Below are 16729 nucleotides of genomic sequence, written 5' to 3'. Positions count from 1 at the left end.
ATGGCAGTTAGAAAGCCCCCTATCACAACTCGCGAATACTGGGCACCGGGTCATGCCGCATGCGCTGGATGTGGCCCTGCTATAGTGATGAAGCTTGCCACAAAGGCATTTAGTGAGGCTATGGAAGAAAAATATGGTGATCCAAACGCATTTGCTATTGCCCAAGCCACAGGATGTATGGAAGTTGTTTCTGCTGTATTCCCATATACAGCTTGGAAAGCCCCATGGATTCACGTGGCATTTGAAAACGCTGCAGCTGCGGCAAGTGGTGTTGAAGCCGCATGGAAGAAACTTGGTAGAAAAGGAAAGATTCTTGCAATTGGTGGAGATGGTGGTACAGCAGACATAGGTCTCCAAGCCCTTTCAGGAATGCTTGAGAGGAGACACAATGTAGTTTATCTTATGTATGATAATGAGGCTTACATGAATACTGGCATTCAGAGGTCTTCATCAACACCATACGGAGCATGGACAACCACGTCACCTCCAGGAAAGTACTCAATTGGCGAAGACAAGCCAAAGAAGTGGGTTGCTCTTATAGCTGCGGCTCATCAAGTCCCATATGTGGCCACTGCAAGCATTGGAGACCCATATGATTTCTACAGGAAGATGAAGAAAGCTGCAAGTGTTGATGGCCCGGCATTTGTTCAAGTATTAGCTCCATGTGTTCCAGGATGGAGGACTCCGCCAGAGAAAACTGTCGAAATTGCAAAACTAGCAATTGAAAGTGGTTTGTGGCCATTATTTGAGATTGAAAATGGTGATTTCTACAACATAAAGTTCCAGAGATTCCCGAAAGATGGAAAGTTCAAGAAACCAATTGAGGATTACCTCAAAATCCAAGGCAGATTTAAGCACCTTTTCAAGAGGCCAGAAGCCATCCAAGAGCTCAAGAACCAGATTAAAGAGGTATGGAGAATACTTGGCAAAGAAGTTGAACTTCTTTGAGCTTTTTCTTTTTGTTATTCATTTTTGTATAACACTGTATATTTTATGGACAAAGCTTATAAGAGTGAGAACCTTTTCTTAGATTAACCTAAAATTTGAGGTGATAAAAAATGACGATAAAAACTCCACCGAGTATTAATGTCCCGGGATTGGGCGTGGATCCACTTACACAAAGAATAAAAGAAAAGGCGAAGCAATGGAAATATAAGATTGCAGTTTTAAGCGGAAAAGGTGGTGTAGGCAAGTCCACAGTAGCAGTAAATCTTGCAGCGGCCCTTGCAAAGCAGGGATATTTTGTAGGAGTTCTTGATGCTGATGTTCATGGACCTAATGTGGCCAAGATGCTTGGTGTAGACAAAGCTGAAGTTTTAGCTGAAAAACTTGAAGATGGTCATTTTGAAATGATACCTCCCATGAACGACTTTTTAGGTCAGACAACCCCTATTAAAGTCATGAGTATGGGGTTCATGGTTCCTGAGGATCAACCCATTATATGGAGAGGGGCATTGGTTACAAAGGCCATTAAACAGCTTCTTGGAGATGTTAAGTGGGGTAATTTAGATTTCATGATAATAGATTTTCCACCTGGGACTGGTGATCAAATTTTGACTGTTACTCAGACTTTAAACTTGGAAGCAGCAATAATAGTTACCACCCCTCAGGAAGTTGCTTTACTTGATACTGGCAAAGCAGTTAACATGATGAAGCAAATGCAGGTTCCGTATGTAGCAGTCATTGAGAACATGAGTTACCTTATATGTCCGCATTGTGGGAATAAAATTGATCTCTTTGGAGAAGGCGGTGGAGAGAAACTCGCAGAAAAGGAAGGAGTCGACTTCATTGGGAAAGTCCCCATTGATCCCAAGGCAAGAGAAGCAAGTGACAATGGAGTACCCATAGTGCTTTATGAAGATACTTCAGCAGCAAGGGCATTTATGGAAATTGCCAAAAACCTTGTTAAAAAACTTGAAGAAAGAGCAAAAAGCGAGTAAAATTGGGTTTTTGCTCTTTAATTTTCATTGCTGCTAAGTCTTCCTTGGTGGAAACGGGGGATACAGCAGGGAGGGGAGATAGAAAGCCTTATCCTTTGAAAGCCCCGCTATTCACGGTGGGGGGCATATCACAATGAGCCTAAAGCTTGAGGGCAAAACTTAAATCCTTTTATTTTTATTTATTCCTTGACAGGGTTGTGAAGGTGGTATACTCTGATTTGGTGACGTAAATGAAAAAGATTTTACTAATCTTACTAATGATGCTGATGTTCCAGCCGGTTTTAGCGGCAGAGTTAGACTTTTATCCAAATGAAAAAGCTTTTGAAAGTTTTCTTGATAATGGAAGGAGTTACCATGTACTTCCAGGTGAAAGTGAATATTCTAAGGCTTGGGCCAAATATTTGGATGAAAAACTCTCGAGATTCAAGGAAAAGGGTGAAGATACGATTGTTCTTGTAGGAAACGTGTATGAAAACTCAAAAATGATGGAATTCTGGCATTTAACGGGTCTTCCTTATGAAGCTTCACTGAAACCTTCAGTAATTGTTCTTGATAATGTGGTGTTTTTCACTGGAAGTGAGGAGAATATGTATTTGATTGAAAGGGCCTTCTCTCAAAAATACGCCTTTAGAACTCAGGAAGTATATGGGAGTTTTTTGATTGGTATTTTGCTAGTGATTTTATTTACTTTCATTTTCTCAAAAAATGGCGTCTACACTCATTTTTTCTATATTTCAACAGTAGCTCTCATTGTTCTTTGGTTTTTTAATTCCAATTTGTTTATGATTGATGAAGGATTTTTAAGATCAACGTTTCAAGATGCTTTATTGGGTAAGGAGAGGACCCCTTTAACATGGGTTTTTGGCCTCTATTTCAGTATCTACTCTCCCAGTGAAGAGGCCCTTTTTATCCTTCATTTATTCTTGTTATTCTTGATTGCAACTTTATTATTTTTTATTGCTCCAAAGTCATACAGGGAACTTGGTTTTCTGGTTTTCGGCCTTACTTTCGCATCCCCTACTTTTCGACACTCCCTTGAGAATTTTAATGAATCTCTATTTGAGGTATTTATCCTTGTAATTGTGTTGGGAATAATTTTGAATGCAATGTTTACTGAAGAAACCACTAAATCAATAAAACGAACCGGGGTTTTATCGTTTATCACCATTTTTGGGGCTTTAATACGGCCTTATTTTGTTTTAATACCTTTTTTCATGTTTTTGGCATTTCCGACAAAATCTATGAGGAACTACTTATACTTAGGTCTCACGGTAATTGGGCTTCTTGTTGGAAGTCTTTACTTCAAAATACCTTTTCCTAAATGGCCATTAGATGCGAACTTTGATTATTTAATACTGTTTGTAAAAGAGGCCTTTATCCAGCTCATTTTAATCATTTATGTCGTATTTAATTTTAAAACATTGATAATGAGGATGAGAGGGGGTAAAGCCCTTCTATTTTATTTATTCCTCAGTTTGTTGGTTTTATTGCCTGTTATTCCAGAAATCTTTCCGGCCCTTATTTTGGTATCATCAGGTCTTGTCGTACGTTTAATCCTTCTTTTCCAAGCCTCTTCCTTAGGAGGAGAGGCTAATCTGCAGGAACTCTAATTTTATTAAAAAGTAAGAAGAAAGTTATTCAGAGAATTTAATTGCACCAAAAGTGGCTGACCTCACATAGGGCCCAATCTCTTTTATTATCCCTGGGGCTTGAGTGCCTTTTTTAAGAATCAACAAAGTTTCCATCAATCCAAGCTCCTCCAGGCGTATAACATCCCTGGAATGCCCTGTTTCTAGAAGGGCCTTTTCAATATTCTCACTTATAGTGCCGGTGACGAAAATTTTATCGTGACCATCGCTCAACCATTTCTCTATTCTCTTAATCTGCTCTTCTGTAAATTCTGCTTCGACTTCTCTTGTGCCAAACTCTACTTTTTTTATCTTAATTTCAATAGGAAGGTAGTCTACCCATCCAAATTCTCTTATCATCTGTCGAACTGGTTTTTCCCCAAATATGGATTTAAGATAATAAAGAGGAATGAGGGCATCTTTTGGAGTAGGTGAAAAGACACCTATATCTGTATATACTCCATATCCAACTTTTCCTAGATCTATAAAGCGTCCTTTATATGTCTCCCCTTCTTTAATGCTGTTTAACTTATATGGAACTTCTCCAAATTCTTCTCTAATGAGATTTGTGGAAATTTCCGTATCTTCTCCCTCGAGTGTTATTTTTACCCATTGCTTTTGAGTTATTCCTATTTTCCAAGAAACTTCTAAATCTCCAATAAGAGAATCTAGTTTTTTATCAAGTTTCTGAAAACCACTTCGATCTCCGTAAATTTTCTCAAGAATAATTATTTCCATATTATCATCCCCGCAGTTCATTAGTACTTAAAAATCAAGCTTTAATTCCGAGTTCTTTTTCAAGTTTCTTTATTCTTTCTTGAAGTTCTTTCACAACTTCGCTGTTATCATATTGCATAAGCATTTCTCCACATAAGGGACATCTGAATTCATATTCCATGGCCTCATCAAAAGTCAACCTCGGATGACTTGGAGTTCCACAATGATAGTAGATTTCTTTAGTTTCCTCTTCAAGGGCTTCTTTGAGTTTCTTTAGCTCTTGCATTTTTTTGCTTCTTATTATATCTGATAACCTTTTTGTTTCGAGATGCCAGTAATAGTAATACCATCCTGTATCCTTGTCTCTAGTTCTCCTAAACTCTGCCAACTGATTATCATAGAGGGAATACAAAATTTTACGTACTGTGTTTACTCTTATCCCCGTTATCTCTGCGAGCTCTTCATCAGTAGCTTCGACTTTCTTCTCTAGGGCTTTAATTACTTCTTTAGCTTCTTCCCCTCCAATTTCCTCCACGAACTTTAGGAGTTCCTTGTTTTTTCTTCTTGCCATTGTTAAACCCTCCAAATTAATGAGTTTTAATTTAAGAATTGGTTTTTATGCCTCTTTTGGTAATTCTACTTATATAATTATGAGTCTAATCCTATATATAGATTTTTGTCGAAAAGAGGGGGTTAGTGTATAAAAAAGAGCATCAATTTAATCGGTAAAATATTCATCAACAAGCTCTTTTGCTGAAGGTTTGTAAAGTTCCAGAATTTTGATATTTTCTATAACATTTCCTTCTCTAAGGGTGAGCTTGACTTTCCCACCATACACCTGTAAGTCAAGAAGGCCATAAATAGCATCCTCAGCTTCGAGGGGAGTCTTAAACTTCATTATATACTCTCCACTTCCATCGATAAGCTTAACCCAGTACTCATTCTTCCTTTTGAATGGTCTTGTAACTTTAGGTTTAAACTTTTCGATTGTGATTTCCAATTAAGCCACCTCCATGATATCATTGCCATTTAGGGTGCTTATTGCTCTTTCTATTGTTTACTCTTTTACCATTTTTAAGCCTTTGCCCAATAATCTGTTTCACTCCGAAGGGCGGGACTTTGTGAGAGTTCATCAGAACCACTTCCACTAGTTTAGAGTGTTTGTATCTCCACTCTTTCGGAAGGGGTCTTGCAAGCAACAGGGAAGTAAAAACCATTATCTTTATTTGTGTTTTTTGTATGAATAAGTTCAGGGGAAGCACAATGTATGCCATTGAAGTCAATAACTTAAAAAAATATTATCCCAAAAAGATTCCTTTTCCACTTAGGAAGATAGAATGGGTTGAGGCGGTTAAAGGGATAAGCTTTAAGGTTAAAAAAGGTGAATTATTTGGTTTATTGGGCCCAAATGGTGCTGGAAAGACCACTACAATAAAGATGCTTACCACACTTTTGGAGCCAACAGATGGCAGTGCAAGAATTTTGGGCTATGACATAAGAGAAAATACACGGGAAATTAGAAGAAGGATAAATCTCGTTGCTGAGGGAGAACGAACTCTTTACTGGCGTTTAAGCGGTTATGAAAATCTAAAATATTTTGCGAGAATATACTATGTATCTAAAGAGGAGGAAAGGGAGAGGATTGAATTTCTCCTTAAACTTGTAGGATTATGGGAAAAGCGCAATGATTTAGTAATGAACTACTCCCGGGGAATGAAGCAACGACTAGCGATAGCAAAGGCCTTGGTGAATGATCCGGAGGTACTTTTTCTGGATGAGCCTACTTTAGGGTTGGATGTCCAAAGTTCAATTTTCGTTAGAGAGTTCGTGAGAAAACTTGTTGATGAGCAGGGAAAGACAGTCCTCTTAACAACCCACTATATGGCTGAGGCGGAACAACTTTGTGACAGGATTGCTATAATTGACCATGGAAAAATAATAGCTCTTGATACTCCGGATAATCTCAAAAAGCTGGTTATGGATGAAGACGTGGTTGAAATTCGTCTTAAAGGAAACGTGCCTGAGGAGATCCCCTGGAGACTAGCAATTGTCGAACGAGACGTAGAAAGTAATTTCACGGTTCTTAGAGGCACAGTAGATGAAGAAGAGTTACCAAAAGTTGTAGAATGGTTGGTTAGGAGAAAAGCGAAGATAATAAGTGTTGAACAAAAAGAGCCCACTCTAGAGGATGTTTTTATAAGACTCACAGGCAGGGGGTTGAGGGATTGATCCTCTCTGCAGTCGTAGAAAAGGAGTTTCGAATGTTCTTTCGATATCCTCTCAGGGTTATAAGCTCTATACTGGTTGGTATAGTGTTTCTTTTACAGTTTGTCTTTTTTGGGCAAGCTGTTCTCGGAGGACGTTATTCTGCTTTATTGGAAGTTTCTACTGGCATGGGGGATTATCCTACTTATGCATTAATAGGATATGTGCTATGGTGGGTTTCTGTGTCTCCAATGGAGGCTTATGTCTGGGGGGTGAGGAGAGAACTGCAGAGGGGAACATTTGAAATGAACGTTCTTTCCCCAACAAAAATTGTGGAATTGTTATCTGGACTGGCCATTAGCTGGCTTCTTATGGATTCTGTTCTTATGATGATAGTTTTTGCAATTGGTGTAGTGATCTTTGATATTCCTCTTACCCTTTTAATCATTTTAAAATCCCTTCCAATTGTGGTTGCTTCATTGATAGCTTTTTTGGGATTTGGCTTTGTATTTGCGGGACTAGTTATGATGTTAAAAAACATAGGGCCGTTTGCTCAGATATTTGAATTTGCCATGCTATTCTTCTCGGGAGTGTTCTTCCCATTAAATGTCATGCCTGAAGCCATGATAGCTTTTTCAAAACTCTTCCCATTAACTCATGCTGCCGCTGTTGTAAGAAGTCTCTTTGTTGGTAGAGGGTACCTAGAAGTTTGGGGGGAGGTAGCTTGGCTTTTAGTCTTGATTCCAATTTATTGGGGAATTGGTTATTTACTCTTTAAATGGGCCGAAAGGATTACGAGGGTGATTGGATATGGAGGCTATTAATGAGCTTAGGGCACTGTATGGAGTTGCAGTGAAAAACTGGCGTATTTTCACAAGCTATAAACTTTGGTTGGTTAGTGATGTGATGATGGGCTTCTTTTTCGTTGGTCAGGCCCTGTTGATAGGAATTGGATTAACTGGTGAGAGGAATTCTCTAGCTCTCCAACAGATCACAGGGTATGCGGATTATGTGACCTTCGCAGTTCTTGGTTTTATGGTTCTTGGATTTGGACTTACATTTTTAAGTGGATTTGTGTGGAGCGTAGTTGAGGAACTGTATGCAGGTACCATTGAGTATTCCTTTGCAGCCCCAATGAGAAGGATAACCTTCTTCATGGGGAATGTACTCATACGACTCTTTCTATCTTTTCTTTACATGAGTGTTTATGTTCCTATTTTTATCTTGCTCTTTGATGTGCGGTTTAACTTCCTAAATTTTGTGAAAGCCCTTCCCTTCCTTTTGGTTGGTGCAGTAGGGATGATTGGTCTTGGAATGGCAGCAGCAGGGTTAGTGCTTTACTTAAAAGATCCAGGTCCATTTATAACAATACTTGAGATGCTTGTATTTGCATTGAGTGGAGCAATGTATCCAATTTCTATTCTCCCTATGGGTCTCCAAATATTGGCAAAGGCCTTACCATACGCTCCGACCAGCGAAGCGGTTAGAAAGATCGTGGCTTATGGGTACACTGCCTCTGTTAATGAGATATCATATCTAGTGCTCCTTTCTGGGTTTTATGCAATAATAGGTTACCTATCTTATAAATGGAGTGAAAAACAAGCCAGAACTGTGGGATTAAAGAGCTATTAAAATGGGAGTTCTATATTAAGTTCCTTGGCTTTCTTTTTAATTTCTTCAATGCCTATTATTGCGGTTCTGGCCCCTACTTTCTGGACACTTAAATATGCTAGAAAAGTTCCTAAAGTTGCGGCTTCTTTCAATCTCCATCCCTTTATTATACCGTAAATAAATCCGGCATCGAAGGCATCTCCGGCCCCCGTGGAGTCGATGACTTTAGCGCTTAATCCTTTAACTTTGAAGATTTCTCCTCTTTCATTTCGGAGCAAGGCACCACCACCATTCAGGGTTATTATTAAATTTTTGCTTTTTACAGCTTGGAGATTCTCTAAACTTCCATACTTTCGTTTGAACTCATCTTCATTCATCAGAAGGTAGGTGATCTTATCTTCAACTGATTTGGGAAGCTCTGCCTCCCCTATATCAAGAAAAACAGGTATATCCCTCTTATGGGCGAATTTCGCTGTCTTTTCTATAATCTCCTTTGGATTTGAAGACATGTGAATGTATCTCGCTCTCGATAAGTATTCCAGATCAATTTCTCTGTGGGCGTTTGCTCCCAGATGCTTGACGATTCTCTTATCTTCGTTCTTTATCATGGATATTGCTATGCCAGAGGGCTCGTTCACCACTTTAATTCCTTCTACATCAACTCCTATTTTTTTGAAGTAACTTATATGGGCCTCTCCAATCTCGTCATTGCCCACAGCACCGATAAATCCAACTTTAAGGCCCATTTGAGAGAGCCAGGAGGCAGTATTGCCTGCAGCTCCACCTAATCCAAAATGGGCTTTCTTGGCGATTACCTTTTCATGAAATTCAGGAAATCTCTCTACTAAAAGAGTGACATCATAGTTAAGGTTACCAATTGCAACTATATCAAACACCTTCCCCACCTCGCTCTTTTTTTGTAGGTCAATAGATTTATTTTTTTCGGGTGGGGAGACTTTTTCCATAAGGGTAGTTACCCCTTTTCTCTATTTCACTGTTTTTTTTGTGTGCACTAGTGAACAAAGAAATGCTTTTATACTTGGATAGTCAAATTCAAATGATGTTCTAAACATTTAGATTGTGGGTGATATGAATGGAAGATAGATTAGAAAATGCCCTTAATTGGGCTCTAGAGAAATTTAAAGCAGACTATATTGAAATTCGACATGAAAATATAAACAAAAATACACTTGAGCTCAAGGATGGCACATTTACGACTTTCGCTGGCAAAGGTCAAATGGGAGTTGCCATTAGGGTTCTAGCAGATGGCGCATGGGGATTTGCATCAACAAACAGACTTGAACAGCTTGAAAATGCTATAGAAAGTGCATATAAACTTGCAAGGGCGACAGCAAAGGCCAAAAAAGAGAAAATTCAGCTTGCAGAGGTTAAAGCCCATCAAGATATCGTAAAAAGTAAAATGAAAGTAAAACCCAAAGAAGTTCCAATAGAAGAGAAGGTTGAGAGGTTAATGGATTTGGAGGCTCTTCTCAAAGAAGACAAAGCTATAAAATCAACTTGGCTTCGCTATGAGGATGCAAGCGGTGAAAAGATTCTTCTGACAAATGAAGGTACAAAGATAAAGTGGGATCTTAACTATGTTTGGCAATATGTTTGGGCCACAGGTAAAGAGGGAGAAAAACTTGCTGCAGCAAGGGACGAAGTAGGAGCAGTTGAACATGGCTGGGAGCTCTTTAAGGAGAGAGAACCAAATGAGGAGGTTGCCAAAAGGGTTGTCAGAAAGGTTCATGCTCAGCTTCAGGGAGTTGTTCCCAAGAGAGGAGAGTTCCCAATAGTGGCAGGCCCTATAGTTGTTGGTATCATAGCTCATGAGGCCCTTGGGCACTTGGCTGAGGCAGATTTAACTATAAATTCGCCGTTTAAGGATCTAATTGGTAAGCAGATTGCCCCTGAACATGTTACCATGAGTGAGCGCATAGTTGAAGGTGGATTTGGTAATGATAGATATGACGATGAGGGAGTACCAGTTAAGAACATTCATATAATTAAAAATGGGACTCTCAAGCAAATAATGCTGAACAGGGAATATGCTCAAAAATGGGGTATGGAACCCAACGGCCATGCAAGGGCCGAAAATTACACATATCCTCCAATAATAAGAATGCGCAATACTATTTTTGAACCCAGAGACTGGAAATTAAGTTTGGTTATTACGTGGTTGATTTCAGAGGGGGCCAAGCACAGCTTAATTCGGCATTCCAAGTTGGAGTTCAAGAAGGTTATATGATAGAGAACGGTGAAATAACGAAGCCAATAAGGGACACTTCAATAAGCGGAATTGCAATTGAGGCCTTAAAGAAGATAAGCGCTGTAGGAAGAGACTTTGGTCTCGAAATGGGAAGATGCGGAAAGGGACAGACCGCTTTTGTCAGCTCTGGTGGTCCGCACATGCGCTTTGATGGAGGAATAATAATAGGGTGATGAAAATGGAAAACCTAATTCGTTTTGGAGAAAAATTCTTCGATGAACTTGAGATTGCTATTTACAAAAATAGAGATGCAAGCGTTAACATAGAACTCAACGAGGTTTCTACTTCAGCTTTAAGGGAAAGGGTTGTTACCGTTGTCAGAGGTGTTAAGGATAAAAAGCTTGGGGTTTCGATAGTTGATACTGCAGATGAAGAAAAAATCAAAGAATCCATAGAAAGGGCATACAAGATGGCAAAGCTCAACAAGCCCGATGAGAAGTGGATTTCACTCCCAGAACCAGGAAAATACAGGAAGCCGAGAAAAGTTGATAAAGAGCTCAAAGAAGTTTCCCCAGATTACTTTGTGGAACTTGCGAGAAAAGGTATAGAGCTTGCAAGGGAAGAAGGCATAGTGGTAGCTGGTGGTGGAGGAGGAGCAGAATGGAGAGAAAGCTTGATAATAAATTCTCATGGGATTAATGTGTCTCAAGAGGGGGGAGGAGCTTTCTTCTACATTGAGCTTGTTGGGATGAAAGAAGGCAGAGTAACTCCCGGTATTTTTGACTTTGATGCAAAGCTTTCTCTTAATCTCAACGTTGAAGAAGTTATTAGAAAAGCTCTTCAAAAAGTTAAATGGGCATTCAATGTTGAGAAAAGTAAAACAGAGGAAGCAAAAGTAATTCTGGAGCCAGAGCCCATTTCAAGTCTTTTAACCTATGCTCTGTTCCCAGCATTCAGCGGTGAAAAACTCGTGAAAGGCACCACCCCATTAGCCAGTAAGGTAAATGAAAGTATTTCAAATGAACTCCTAACGATCTATGATGACCCACTCCATGAACTCAGCATAAATCCTGTTATAGCAGATGATGAAGGAGTCCCAACTAGGAAAAATGTGTTAGTTGAAAAGGGAATTTTCAATGGTTTCATATGGGACAATTACTGGGCGAAGCTACAAGGACTCGAAAGCACCGGAAATGCAAAAAGGAGCCTAAATACTGGGGGGATAAGCATAGGCTTCCACAATGTTATCATTGAAAAGGGCAAGAAGTCACTAGAAGACCTTGTGGGTGAGATAGATCACGGCTACTTAGTGGATGGATTTCAAGGGGCCCATTCGAGCAACCCAGACAATGGAAACTTTGCAGTAGTGGCTAATCCGGCCTTTCTGATAAAAGATGGAGAGGTAACAGGTTCAACGGTTTTCATGATGAGCGGAAATATCTACGAGCTGTTACCCACTCTCTATGAGGTTAGTAAAGAGCAGAGAGTACTTCCTTTTGGAGGCAGCATGGTTGTGCCAGCAATGGCTTTTGAGAACGTGAGGATAGCAGGTAAATAGAGGGTTATTTTGTTATTTTTGGTGGATTTATTTTTATTTTTAACAATTTTTTCAGGTTGGATGATTTCAACTATTCTTGAGAGAATCAATATGCTGTCTGAAGATTTCTCTTTAATCAACATCTTTAAAAACCCACCGTGGAATCCACTAAAGGCGAGAAAAAGGAAAAGTGAGAAAAGGTGAGAGAAAATGAGGAATCCATTTGAAAAAATGCCTACTATCCTTTTGGCAGATGAGATCATTGATAAAGCTTTTAGGCGGGCTGAAAAAGCAGCTTCTGCTTTTACCCCAAGGGGCAACATAATCAGTAAGGCGAGACAAAGGGAAGAGCTTAGAGTGAGGACTGTTTCAAATGTTACTAGGGACAGTCTTAGGAAAGTTCTTGATAGAACACCCGGGGTTTCGACCCTTCCTCCTTTTTACCAGGAGCTTCTTGATACTCTCGTGGACAAAAGAATGTTTCATAAGGCCTTAGCATCAATAAATTGGGCGATAAAAACCATTAGAGGTCTTGAGGAGAGATACGTAGAGAAAATAAGATACTCAAGAGATCCAAAGGAGATTGCAAAATTAAGGAGGGAATTCTACGGCAGGGTAGCGAGTATTTTGAAGGACATAAATGATAACCTTGAATATTTGAACAAGGCCAGAGACGTCTTAAAGGACATGCCAGTAATTGACCTTACTCTTCCCACGATAGTTATTGCAGGCCATCCAAACGTGGGTAAGTCTACACTCTTGAGAAAGCTTACAAACGCTAAACCGGAAGTTGCCACATATCCTTTCACTACAAAGGGGATAAATGTAGGCCAATTCGAAGAACATTGGTTGAAATACCAAGTCATAGACACTCCAGGTCTTCTGGACAGGCCAATAAGTGAGAGAAATGAAATTGAAAAACAGGCGATTTTGGCCTTGAGGCACCTTGGAAAGTTAGTTATCTACATCTTTGATCCAAGTGAGTACTGTGGTTACCCTATAGAGGATCAAATGCACCTTTTTGAAGAGATATATGAAGAGTTTGGAGATTTTCCATTCATAGTGGTGTTAAATAAGACAGATATAGCTAGTGAAGACAAAATAAGAAAGGTTGAAGAGTTCTTACAGAGAAGGGGGATTAAATCTCTGAGAATTGCAGCAGAAAAGGGGATTGGAATAGATGAACTAAAGAGCAAGGTAATAGAAATAATAAAACCGGAAATGGAAGCTATTGCCCGCAGTATGGGCAAAACTGAAGGTGAATAGGCTTAAGAGCTCCACAATGCTCACACTTTTCTTTTAACTTTGCTCCGCAATTAGGACAGTTAAGGTAGTCGTCCTTTATTGGGAATCCACAGTTGTAGCATTTGTTTTGGGCAATTCTCCTTTTATAAACTCTTTCAGGCTTGAAATACTCCTTCCTGAGATAGTAAAGGGCTGCAAGTGTTGCCACAGCTCCAAATAGACTAATACCTATGATATGAACTATGTTCCATATTGCCGAGATTGTCAGGTAGAGGAGAAGTAATGCTGAATATGCGATCAACGATGAGGTGTAAATGTTTTTGTACTTTCTGAGAAGGAGTAGTGACATCACAAAAATTGGCAGAACAAATGCAAGTTTAAGCATTAAAACCTTGAGTCTGTACACTTGATACGCTCGGGTGTATTCTTCATTCGCTTTTTGCATCAACTCTTGAATTTGTGAGCTCAGCTCCTGTAGCTTATTGTGAACATCATCATAAGCGCTTTTTGCTCCAAGATATTTTAAATAAGCTTTTTCATATTCCTCTTTTGCTTTCAAATATTCCTGTTCAAGCTCCTTTGTTGCATTTCCACTCTCAAGTGCAACTCTGTATTCCTCCCTTTTGAAGAGATAAACCCTCTCAGCTTCCGTAAGATTACTTTCAGCCTTTTTATATCCCTCATAAAGCTCCCTATCAAGTTCCATTAGACGACTTTGATTTTCAAGAAGAGGTGTTATCCCATATTTTTCTTGGTAGTATGTATAATCTGGTCTTTGAGGGATATTTTCAAGCTCTCTCAGAAAATTTATGCTCGCTAAAAGAAGGAATGCAACAAACAAACTTGCTAATATTTTTTCAAGCCGTGAATATTCCACTACTTACACCTCATTATAAAATAAACACTGAAGTATATAAGCAATTCGCAGAAAAAGAGAAAAATCAAGCGCTTTCTTCTTTTAGAAGGACTGCATTTACAACGCCATCTTGACCTGGTCTTGAAGTTACTAAGGCCTTTCCAATCTCTGTCTGGACAATTGCGCCCTTTGTGACTATATTTCTCCTAACGTATTGTCTGTTAGCCGGATTTTCCACTACACTGATTATTTTTGCTTTTTTACCCTTTCCATTCTCGAAAACATTTGCATAGATGGTCTTGACGAGTCTAACCTTTCTGTTGCCTCCATACGTCCTTATGATTTTTCTTTCTTCCTTTTCTTCAACTACCCTAGTTAGTGCCGGTTCTCTTCCAAGCTCTCTTTTTCTCTTCTTTCTTGTGAATATGATTCTTCCACCTGAAGGTTTTTTTAGTGATCTTCCTTGCCAGATAGCCATAACTCTCACCTCATGATGATCTTAACCCTATGGGCATTTTAAAAATTTGCTTATAAATCTTTTCCCATAGGGCAAGTACTTTCAATGGTCTGCTTGATTGCAGTGTTAATGTATTCTTTTTGTTCGAAGCAATTAATGAAATGAATTCAAAGACAATGTTTACAGCCAAGAGTGCAGTAATAAAGCCTGGGTCGTATTGAGGATAAACCTCCACCAAATCAAAGCCTGCAAAATTTAATCCTTTTAGTCCTTTTCTTATTAGTTCTAGTGCCTCTCTGCTAGTAGGACCACCTACTTCAGGTGTTCCTGTTCCTGGAGCATATGCCGAGTCAATAAAATCAATGTCAAACGTTACAAAGACTTTAACATAGCCTACGCGCTCTTGAATCATCTGCGCTACCTTGTCAATTCCAAGTTTGAACATTTCTTCGGCAGTTACTATCTCAAACCCAAGCTCTCTTGCTTTATCTATTTCATCTTTGGAGTATGTAGAACCTCTTTTCCCAATTTGAATAGAATGCTCAGTAAGAAACAAACCCTCTTCCAAATGATCACCCCCCAAGGCTATTGGGTTACTTCCTTGTCTATTATTGAGCGATACTCCTTTTCAATTGTTTCGTAGGAATGCTCTATAAATCCAGAGATAACTTTTATGTCTCCATAATCAATTCCTGGGCAATATTCAAAGGGGCTTATATTTAAAACTGGATTGTGAGATCTTAATATAAGTGATTGGCTCCTAATTGCTTCTGGTCATATCTAGCTTAAGTGTGGTAAGCGCCAAAAACTCCTAATGCCTGCAAACCTTGGCACTTCCAGAGGATCAAGTGGTTTATATTTTCCCATTTTCTTCACTTCCTAGATCATCTATATTTTCTTGTTCATTAGTATTTTTATCATTTTTTAATCCTGAAATTAACAATCTAAAATTTTAAATCAGCTATTTTGGATAATATCAATTTTATCCTCCTGGAAGACCCCTTCCGAAAGGGTGGGATAGTTCACAACTACCCAAAACCACGTGAGTAATCACGTTTTCGATTTCTGGATAATTATTCCCGAGTGTGTGGAGAAAGTCATTTAGCTCGTTCACCTTTTTGGAACTTTTTCTTAAATTATTTAAGTATTTTTTCGTTTAATTTCTTTTATCTTCAAGGAAAAATTGTAAAAATATTTGGAGATATCTTTAGTCTGAATGGTGATAAAGATGGCAGGCAAGCTAGCTAATAGTAGTGTAGAATTAATTGGAGACACACCAATAGTAAGGCTTTCCAAAATAGATAAAGACTATCCGTTTGAAATTTGGGCAAAGTGTGAATTTATGAATCCCACTGGTAGTGTAAAAGATAGAATGGCTTATTACATGATAAAAGAGGCCGAAAAACAGGGAAAATTGAAACCAGGAATGACCATAGCGATAGCCACGACCGGGAACACTGGAATAGCATTTGCTGCTTGGGGTTCTTACTTTGGGTATGATGTCTTAATAGTCATGCCTGAGGAAATGAGCTACGAGAGGAAACTTTTAGACATGCTCTTTGGTGCTAAATTAATCTATACTCCCGGGGGAGAAAGCGACGCTATGGGAGCATTAGAATACGCGAAAAAGCTTGAAAAAGAAAATCCTGACAAATATGTGGTGTTGGATCAGTGGGATGATGAGGCAAACTTCAAGGCCCATTACGAAACCACGGGAAGAGAAATAATAGAGCAGCTGGGAGCAGAGAATATTAAAGGCTTCGTGGCTGGAGTTGGCTCAGGAGGAACACTTGTTGGGATTGCAAAGAGATTGAAAGATGCTAACCCTAGGATAATAACTGCGGGAATGGAGCCAGCAGAGTGTCCAACGGCTGAAGGATGGTTCAAAAGTGGGGAGTTAGGAGCTTGGGGAAGGCATGAAGTTGAGGGGATTGGTGATGGGTTTGTTCCAAGTTTGGTTGAAAAATACAAGCAATATATTGATGATTGGGTTACTGTGAGTAGTGATGAAGCAATTGAAATGGCAAGAAGAATAGCTAGGAGGGAAGCTCTTGGAGTTGGAATTTCATCAGGAGCAAATGTAGTAGCAGCAATAAAACTTGCAGAACGGCACAACTTTGGAGAAGGGGATAGAGTTGTTACAATTCTCCCTGATTATGCGGCGAGATACTTTAGCACTAGACTCTTCCTAAAGAGGAGACTAGGAACAGAAGAGCACGAAAGAATGCTAGAACTGGCCAGGGAGGATTAAATCTCTTCTTTTCACCTTATTATCCTATTGGGGAGGCCCTTTATATTTGTAGAGAAACTTGTATGTTCAAAAT

General features: G+C 39.2%; 16 protein-coding genes and 1 pseudogene. 10 read left to right on the top strand and 7 right to left on the bottom strand.

Annotation, left to right across the window (positions count from 1 at the left end; genetic code table 11):
• The 3 genes from porB to TSIB_RS06680 all read left to right on the top strand — a co-directional run bounded on the left by porB (position 1) and on the right by TSIB_RS06680 (position 3550).
• Positions 1-948, top strand: coding sequence for a pyruvate synthase subunit PorB (gene porB, locus TSIB_RS06690; RefSeq protein ID WP_015849647.1), 948 nt, complete (start codon positions 1-3; stop codon positions 946-948).
• 110 nt (positions 949-1058) lie between these two features.
• A complete protein-coding gene (locus tag TSIB_RS06685; protein ID WP_015849646.1) occupies positions 1059-1940 on the top strand; it encodes an Mrp/NBP35 family ATP-binding protein in 882 nt (293 codons plus the stop codon).
• 230 nt (positions 1941-2170) lie between these two features.
• Complete coding sequence (locus TSIB_RS06680) at positions 2171-3550, top strand: hypothetical protein (protein ID WP_015849645.1); 1380 nt, start codon at positions 2171-2173, stop codon at positions 3548-3550.
• 24 nt (positions 3551-3574) lie between these two features.
• On the opposite strand, the gene TSIB_RS06675 is transcribed toward TSIB_RS06680, so the two are convergent.
• The 3 genes from TSIB_RS06675 to TSIB_RS06665 all read right to left on the bottom strand — a co-directional run bounded on the left by TSIB_RS06675 (position 3575) and on the right by TSIB_RS06665 (position 5285).
• Positions 3575-4306 (bottom strand): DUF2110 family protein, encoded by a 732-nt coding sequence (locus tag TSIB_RS06675; protein ID WP_015849644.1) that lies wholly within the window; start codon positions 4304-4306, stop codon positions 3575-3577.
• 34 nt (positions 4307-4340) lie between these two features.
• Entirely contained in the window at positions 4341-4856 is a 516-nt protein-coding gene (tfe, locus tag TSIB_RS06670; protein ID WP_048160408.1) for a transcription factor E, read from the bottom strand.
• Positions 4857-5003: 147 nt separating this feature from the next.
• A complete protein-coding gene (locus TSIB_RS06665; protein WP_015849642.1) occupies positions 5004-5285 on the bottom strand; it encodes a hypothetical protein in 282 nt (93 codons plus the stop codon).
• A 263-nt stretch (positions 5286-5548) separates the two neighbouring features.
• Between TSIB_RS06665 and TSIB_RS06655 the strand changes: the two genes are divergently transcribed.
• Genes TSIB_RS06655 through TSIB_RS06645 form a run of 3 tightly spaced genes read left to right on the top strand, consistent with a single transcriptional unit; the run spans position 5549 to position 8122 of the window.
• Positions 5549-6514 (top strand): ABC transporter ATP-binding protein, encoded by a 966-nt coding sequence (locus TSIB_RS06655; RefSeq protein WP_048160406.1) that lies wholly within the window; start codon positions 5549-5551, stop codon positions 6512-6514.
• Positions 6511-7314 carry an ABC transporter permease gene (locus tag TSIB_RS06650; RefSeq protein WP_015849639.1) on the top strand — a complete coding sequence of 268 codons (804 nt, stop codon included), beginning with the start codon at positions 6511-6513 and terminating at the stop codon, positions 7312-7314. Before TSIB_RS06655 ends, TSIB_RS06650 begins: the two co-directional genes overlap by 4 nt.
• Complete coding sequence (locus TSIB_RS06645) at positions 7301-8122, top strand: ABC transporter permease (RefSeq protein ID WP_015849638.1); 822 nt, start codon at positions 7301-7303, stop codon at positions 8120-8122. The genes TSIB_RS06650 and TSIB_RS06645 overlap by 14 nt, the downstream gene beginning before the upstream one ends.
• Here the strand turns inward: TSIB_RS06645 and TSIB_RS06640 are convergent.
• Positions 8119-8997 (bottom strand): ADP-dependent ribose-1-phosphate kinase, encoded by an 879-nt coding sequence (locus TSIB_RS06640; RefSeq protein WP_048160405.1) that lies wholly within the window; start codon positions 8995-8997, stop codon positions 8119-8121. The genes TSIB_RS06645 and TSIB_RS06640 overlap by 4 nt on opposite strands.
• 197 nt (positions 8998-9194) lie before the next feature.
• Between TSIB_RS06640 and TSIB_RS06635 the strand changes: the two are divergent.
• The 3 genes and pseudogenes from TSIB_RS06635 to TSIB_RS06625 all read left to right on the top strand — a co-directional run bounded on the left by TSIB_RS06635 (position 9195) and on the right by TSIB_RS06625 (position 13113).
• Positions 9195-10543 (top strand): annotated as a pseudogene (locus TSIB_RS06635) (metallopeptidase TldD-related protein).
• A 5-nt stretch (positions 10544-10548) separates the two neighbouring features.
• Positions 10549-11868, top strand: a complete 1320-nt coding sequence (locus tag TSIB_RS06630; protein WP_048160404.1) for a TldD/PmbA family protein — start codon at positions 10549-10551, stop codon at positions 11866-11868.
• A gap of 189 nt (positions 11869-12057) precedes the next feature.
• Positions 12058-13113 (top strand): NOG1 family protein, encoded by a 1056-nt coding sequence (locus tag TSIB_RS06625; RefSeq protein ID WP_015849635.1) that lies wholly within the window; start codon positions 12058-12060, stop codon positions 13111-13113.
• On the opposite strand, the gene TSIB_RS06620 is transcribed toward TSIB_RS06625, so the two are convergent.
• The 3 genes from TSIB_RS06620 to TSIB_RS10605 all read right to left on the bottom strand — a co-directional run bounded on the left by TSIB_RS06620 (position 13076) and on the right by TSIB_RS10605 (position 14973).
• A complete protein-coding gene (locus TSIB_RS06620) occupies positions 13076-13969 on the bottom strand; it encodes a zinc ribbon domain-containing protein (RefSeq protein WP_015849634.1) in 894 nt (297 codons plus the stop codon). The two genes, TSIB_RS06625 and TSIB_RS06620, sit on opposite strands and share 38 nt — an antisense overlap.
• Before the next feature lie 64 nt (positions 13970-14033).
• A complete protein-coding gene (locus tag TSIB_RS06615; RefSeq protein WP_048160403.1) occupies positions 14034-14426 on the bottom strand; it encodes a 30S ribosomal protein S8e in 393 nt (130 codons plus the stop codon).
• A gap of 10 nt (positions 14427-14436) precedes the next feature.
• Positions 14437-14973, bottom strand: coding sequence for an arginase family protein (locus TSIB_RS10605; RefSeq protein WP_052293231.1), 537 nt, complete (start codon positions 14971-14973; stop codon positions 14437-14439).
• Between the two features lie 648 nt (positions 14974-15621).
• Here TSIB_RS10605 and TSIB_RS06605 point away from each other — a divergent pair.
• Positions 15622-16656 carry a PLP-dependent cysteine synthase family protein gene (locus tag TSIB_RS06605; RefSeq protein WP_015849631.1) on the top strand — a complete coding sequence of 345 codons (1035 nt, stop codon included), beginning with the start codon at positions 15622-15624 and terminating at the stop codon, positions 16654-16656.
• The last annotated feature ends 73 nt before the right edge of the window (positions 16657-16729 follow it).

The organism is Thermococcus sibiricus MM 739 (assembly GCF_000022545.1).
Taxonomy (GTDB): Archaea; Methanobacteriota_B; Thermococci; order Thermococcales; family Thermococcaceae; genus Thermococcus_A; species Thermococcus_A sibiricus.
Note: the sequence above shows the minus strand (reverse complement) of the source record. Positions and strands in the feature narration are given on the sequence as shown.

Bases quoted from the DNA above. Each gene is read 5' to 3' on its own strand.
- porB (WP_015849647.1), top strand. From the start codon at position 1: ATGGCAGTTAGAAAGCCCCCTATCACAACTCGCGAATACTGGGCACCG.
- TSIB_RS06685 (WP_015849646.1), top strand. From the start codon at position 1,059: ATGACGATAAAAACTCCACCGAGTATTAATGTCCCGGGATTGGGCGTG.
- TSIB_RS06680 (WP_015849645.1), top strand. From the start codon at position 2,171: ATGAAAAAGATTTTACTAATCTTACTAATGATGCTGATGTTCCAGCCG.
- TSIB_RS06675 (WP_015849644.1), bottom strand. From the start codon at position 4,306: ATGGAAATAATTATTCTTGAGAAAATTTACGGAGATCGAAGTGGTTTT.
- tfe (WP_048160408.1), bottom strand. From the start codon at position 4,856: ATGGCAAGAAGAAAAAACAAGGAACTCCTAAAGTTCGTGGAGGAAATT.
- TSIB_RS06655 (WP_048160406.1), top strand. From the start codon at position 5,549: ATGTATGCCATTGAAGTCAATAACTTAAAAAAATATTATCCCAAAAAG.
- TSIB_RS06645 (WP_015849638.1), top strand. From the start codon at position 7,301: ATGGAGGCTATTAATGAGCTTAGGGCACTGTATGGAGTTGCAGTGAAA.
- TSIB_RS06630 (WP_048160404.1), top strand. From the start codon at position 10,549: ATGGAAAACCTAATTCGTTTTGGAGAAAAATTCTTCGATGAACTTGAG.
- TSIB_RS06625 (WP_015849635.1), top strand. From the start codon at position 12,058: ATGAGGAATCCATTTGAAAAAATGCCTACTATCCTTTTGGCAGATGAG.
- TSIB_RS06615 (WP_048160403.1), bottom strand. From the start codon at position 14,426: ATGGCTATCTGGCAAGGAAGATCACTAAAAAAACCTTCAGGTGGAAGA.
- TSIB_RS06605 (WP_015849631.1), top strand. From the start codon at position 15,622: ATGGTGATAAAGATGGCAGGCAAGCTAGCTAATAGTAGTGTAGAATTA.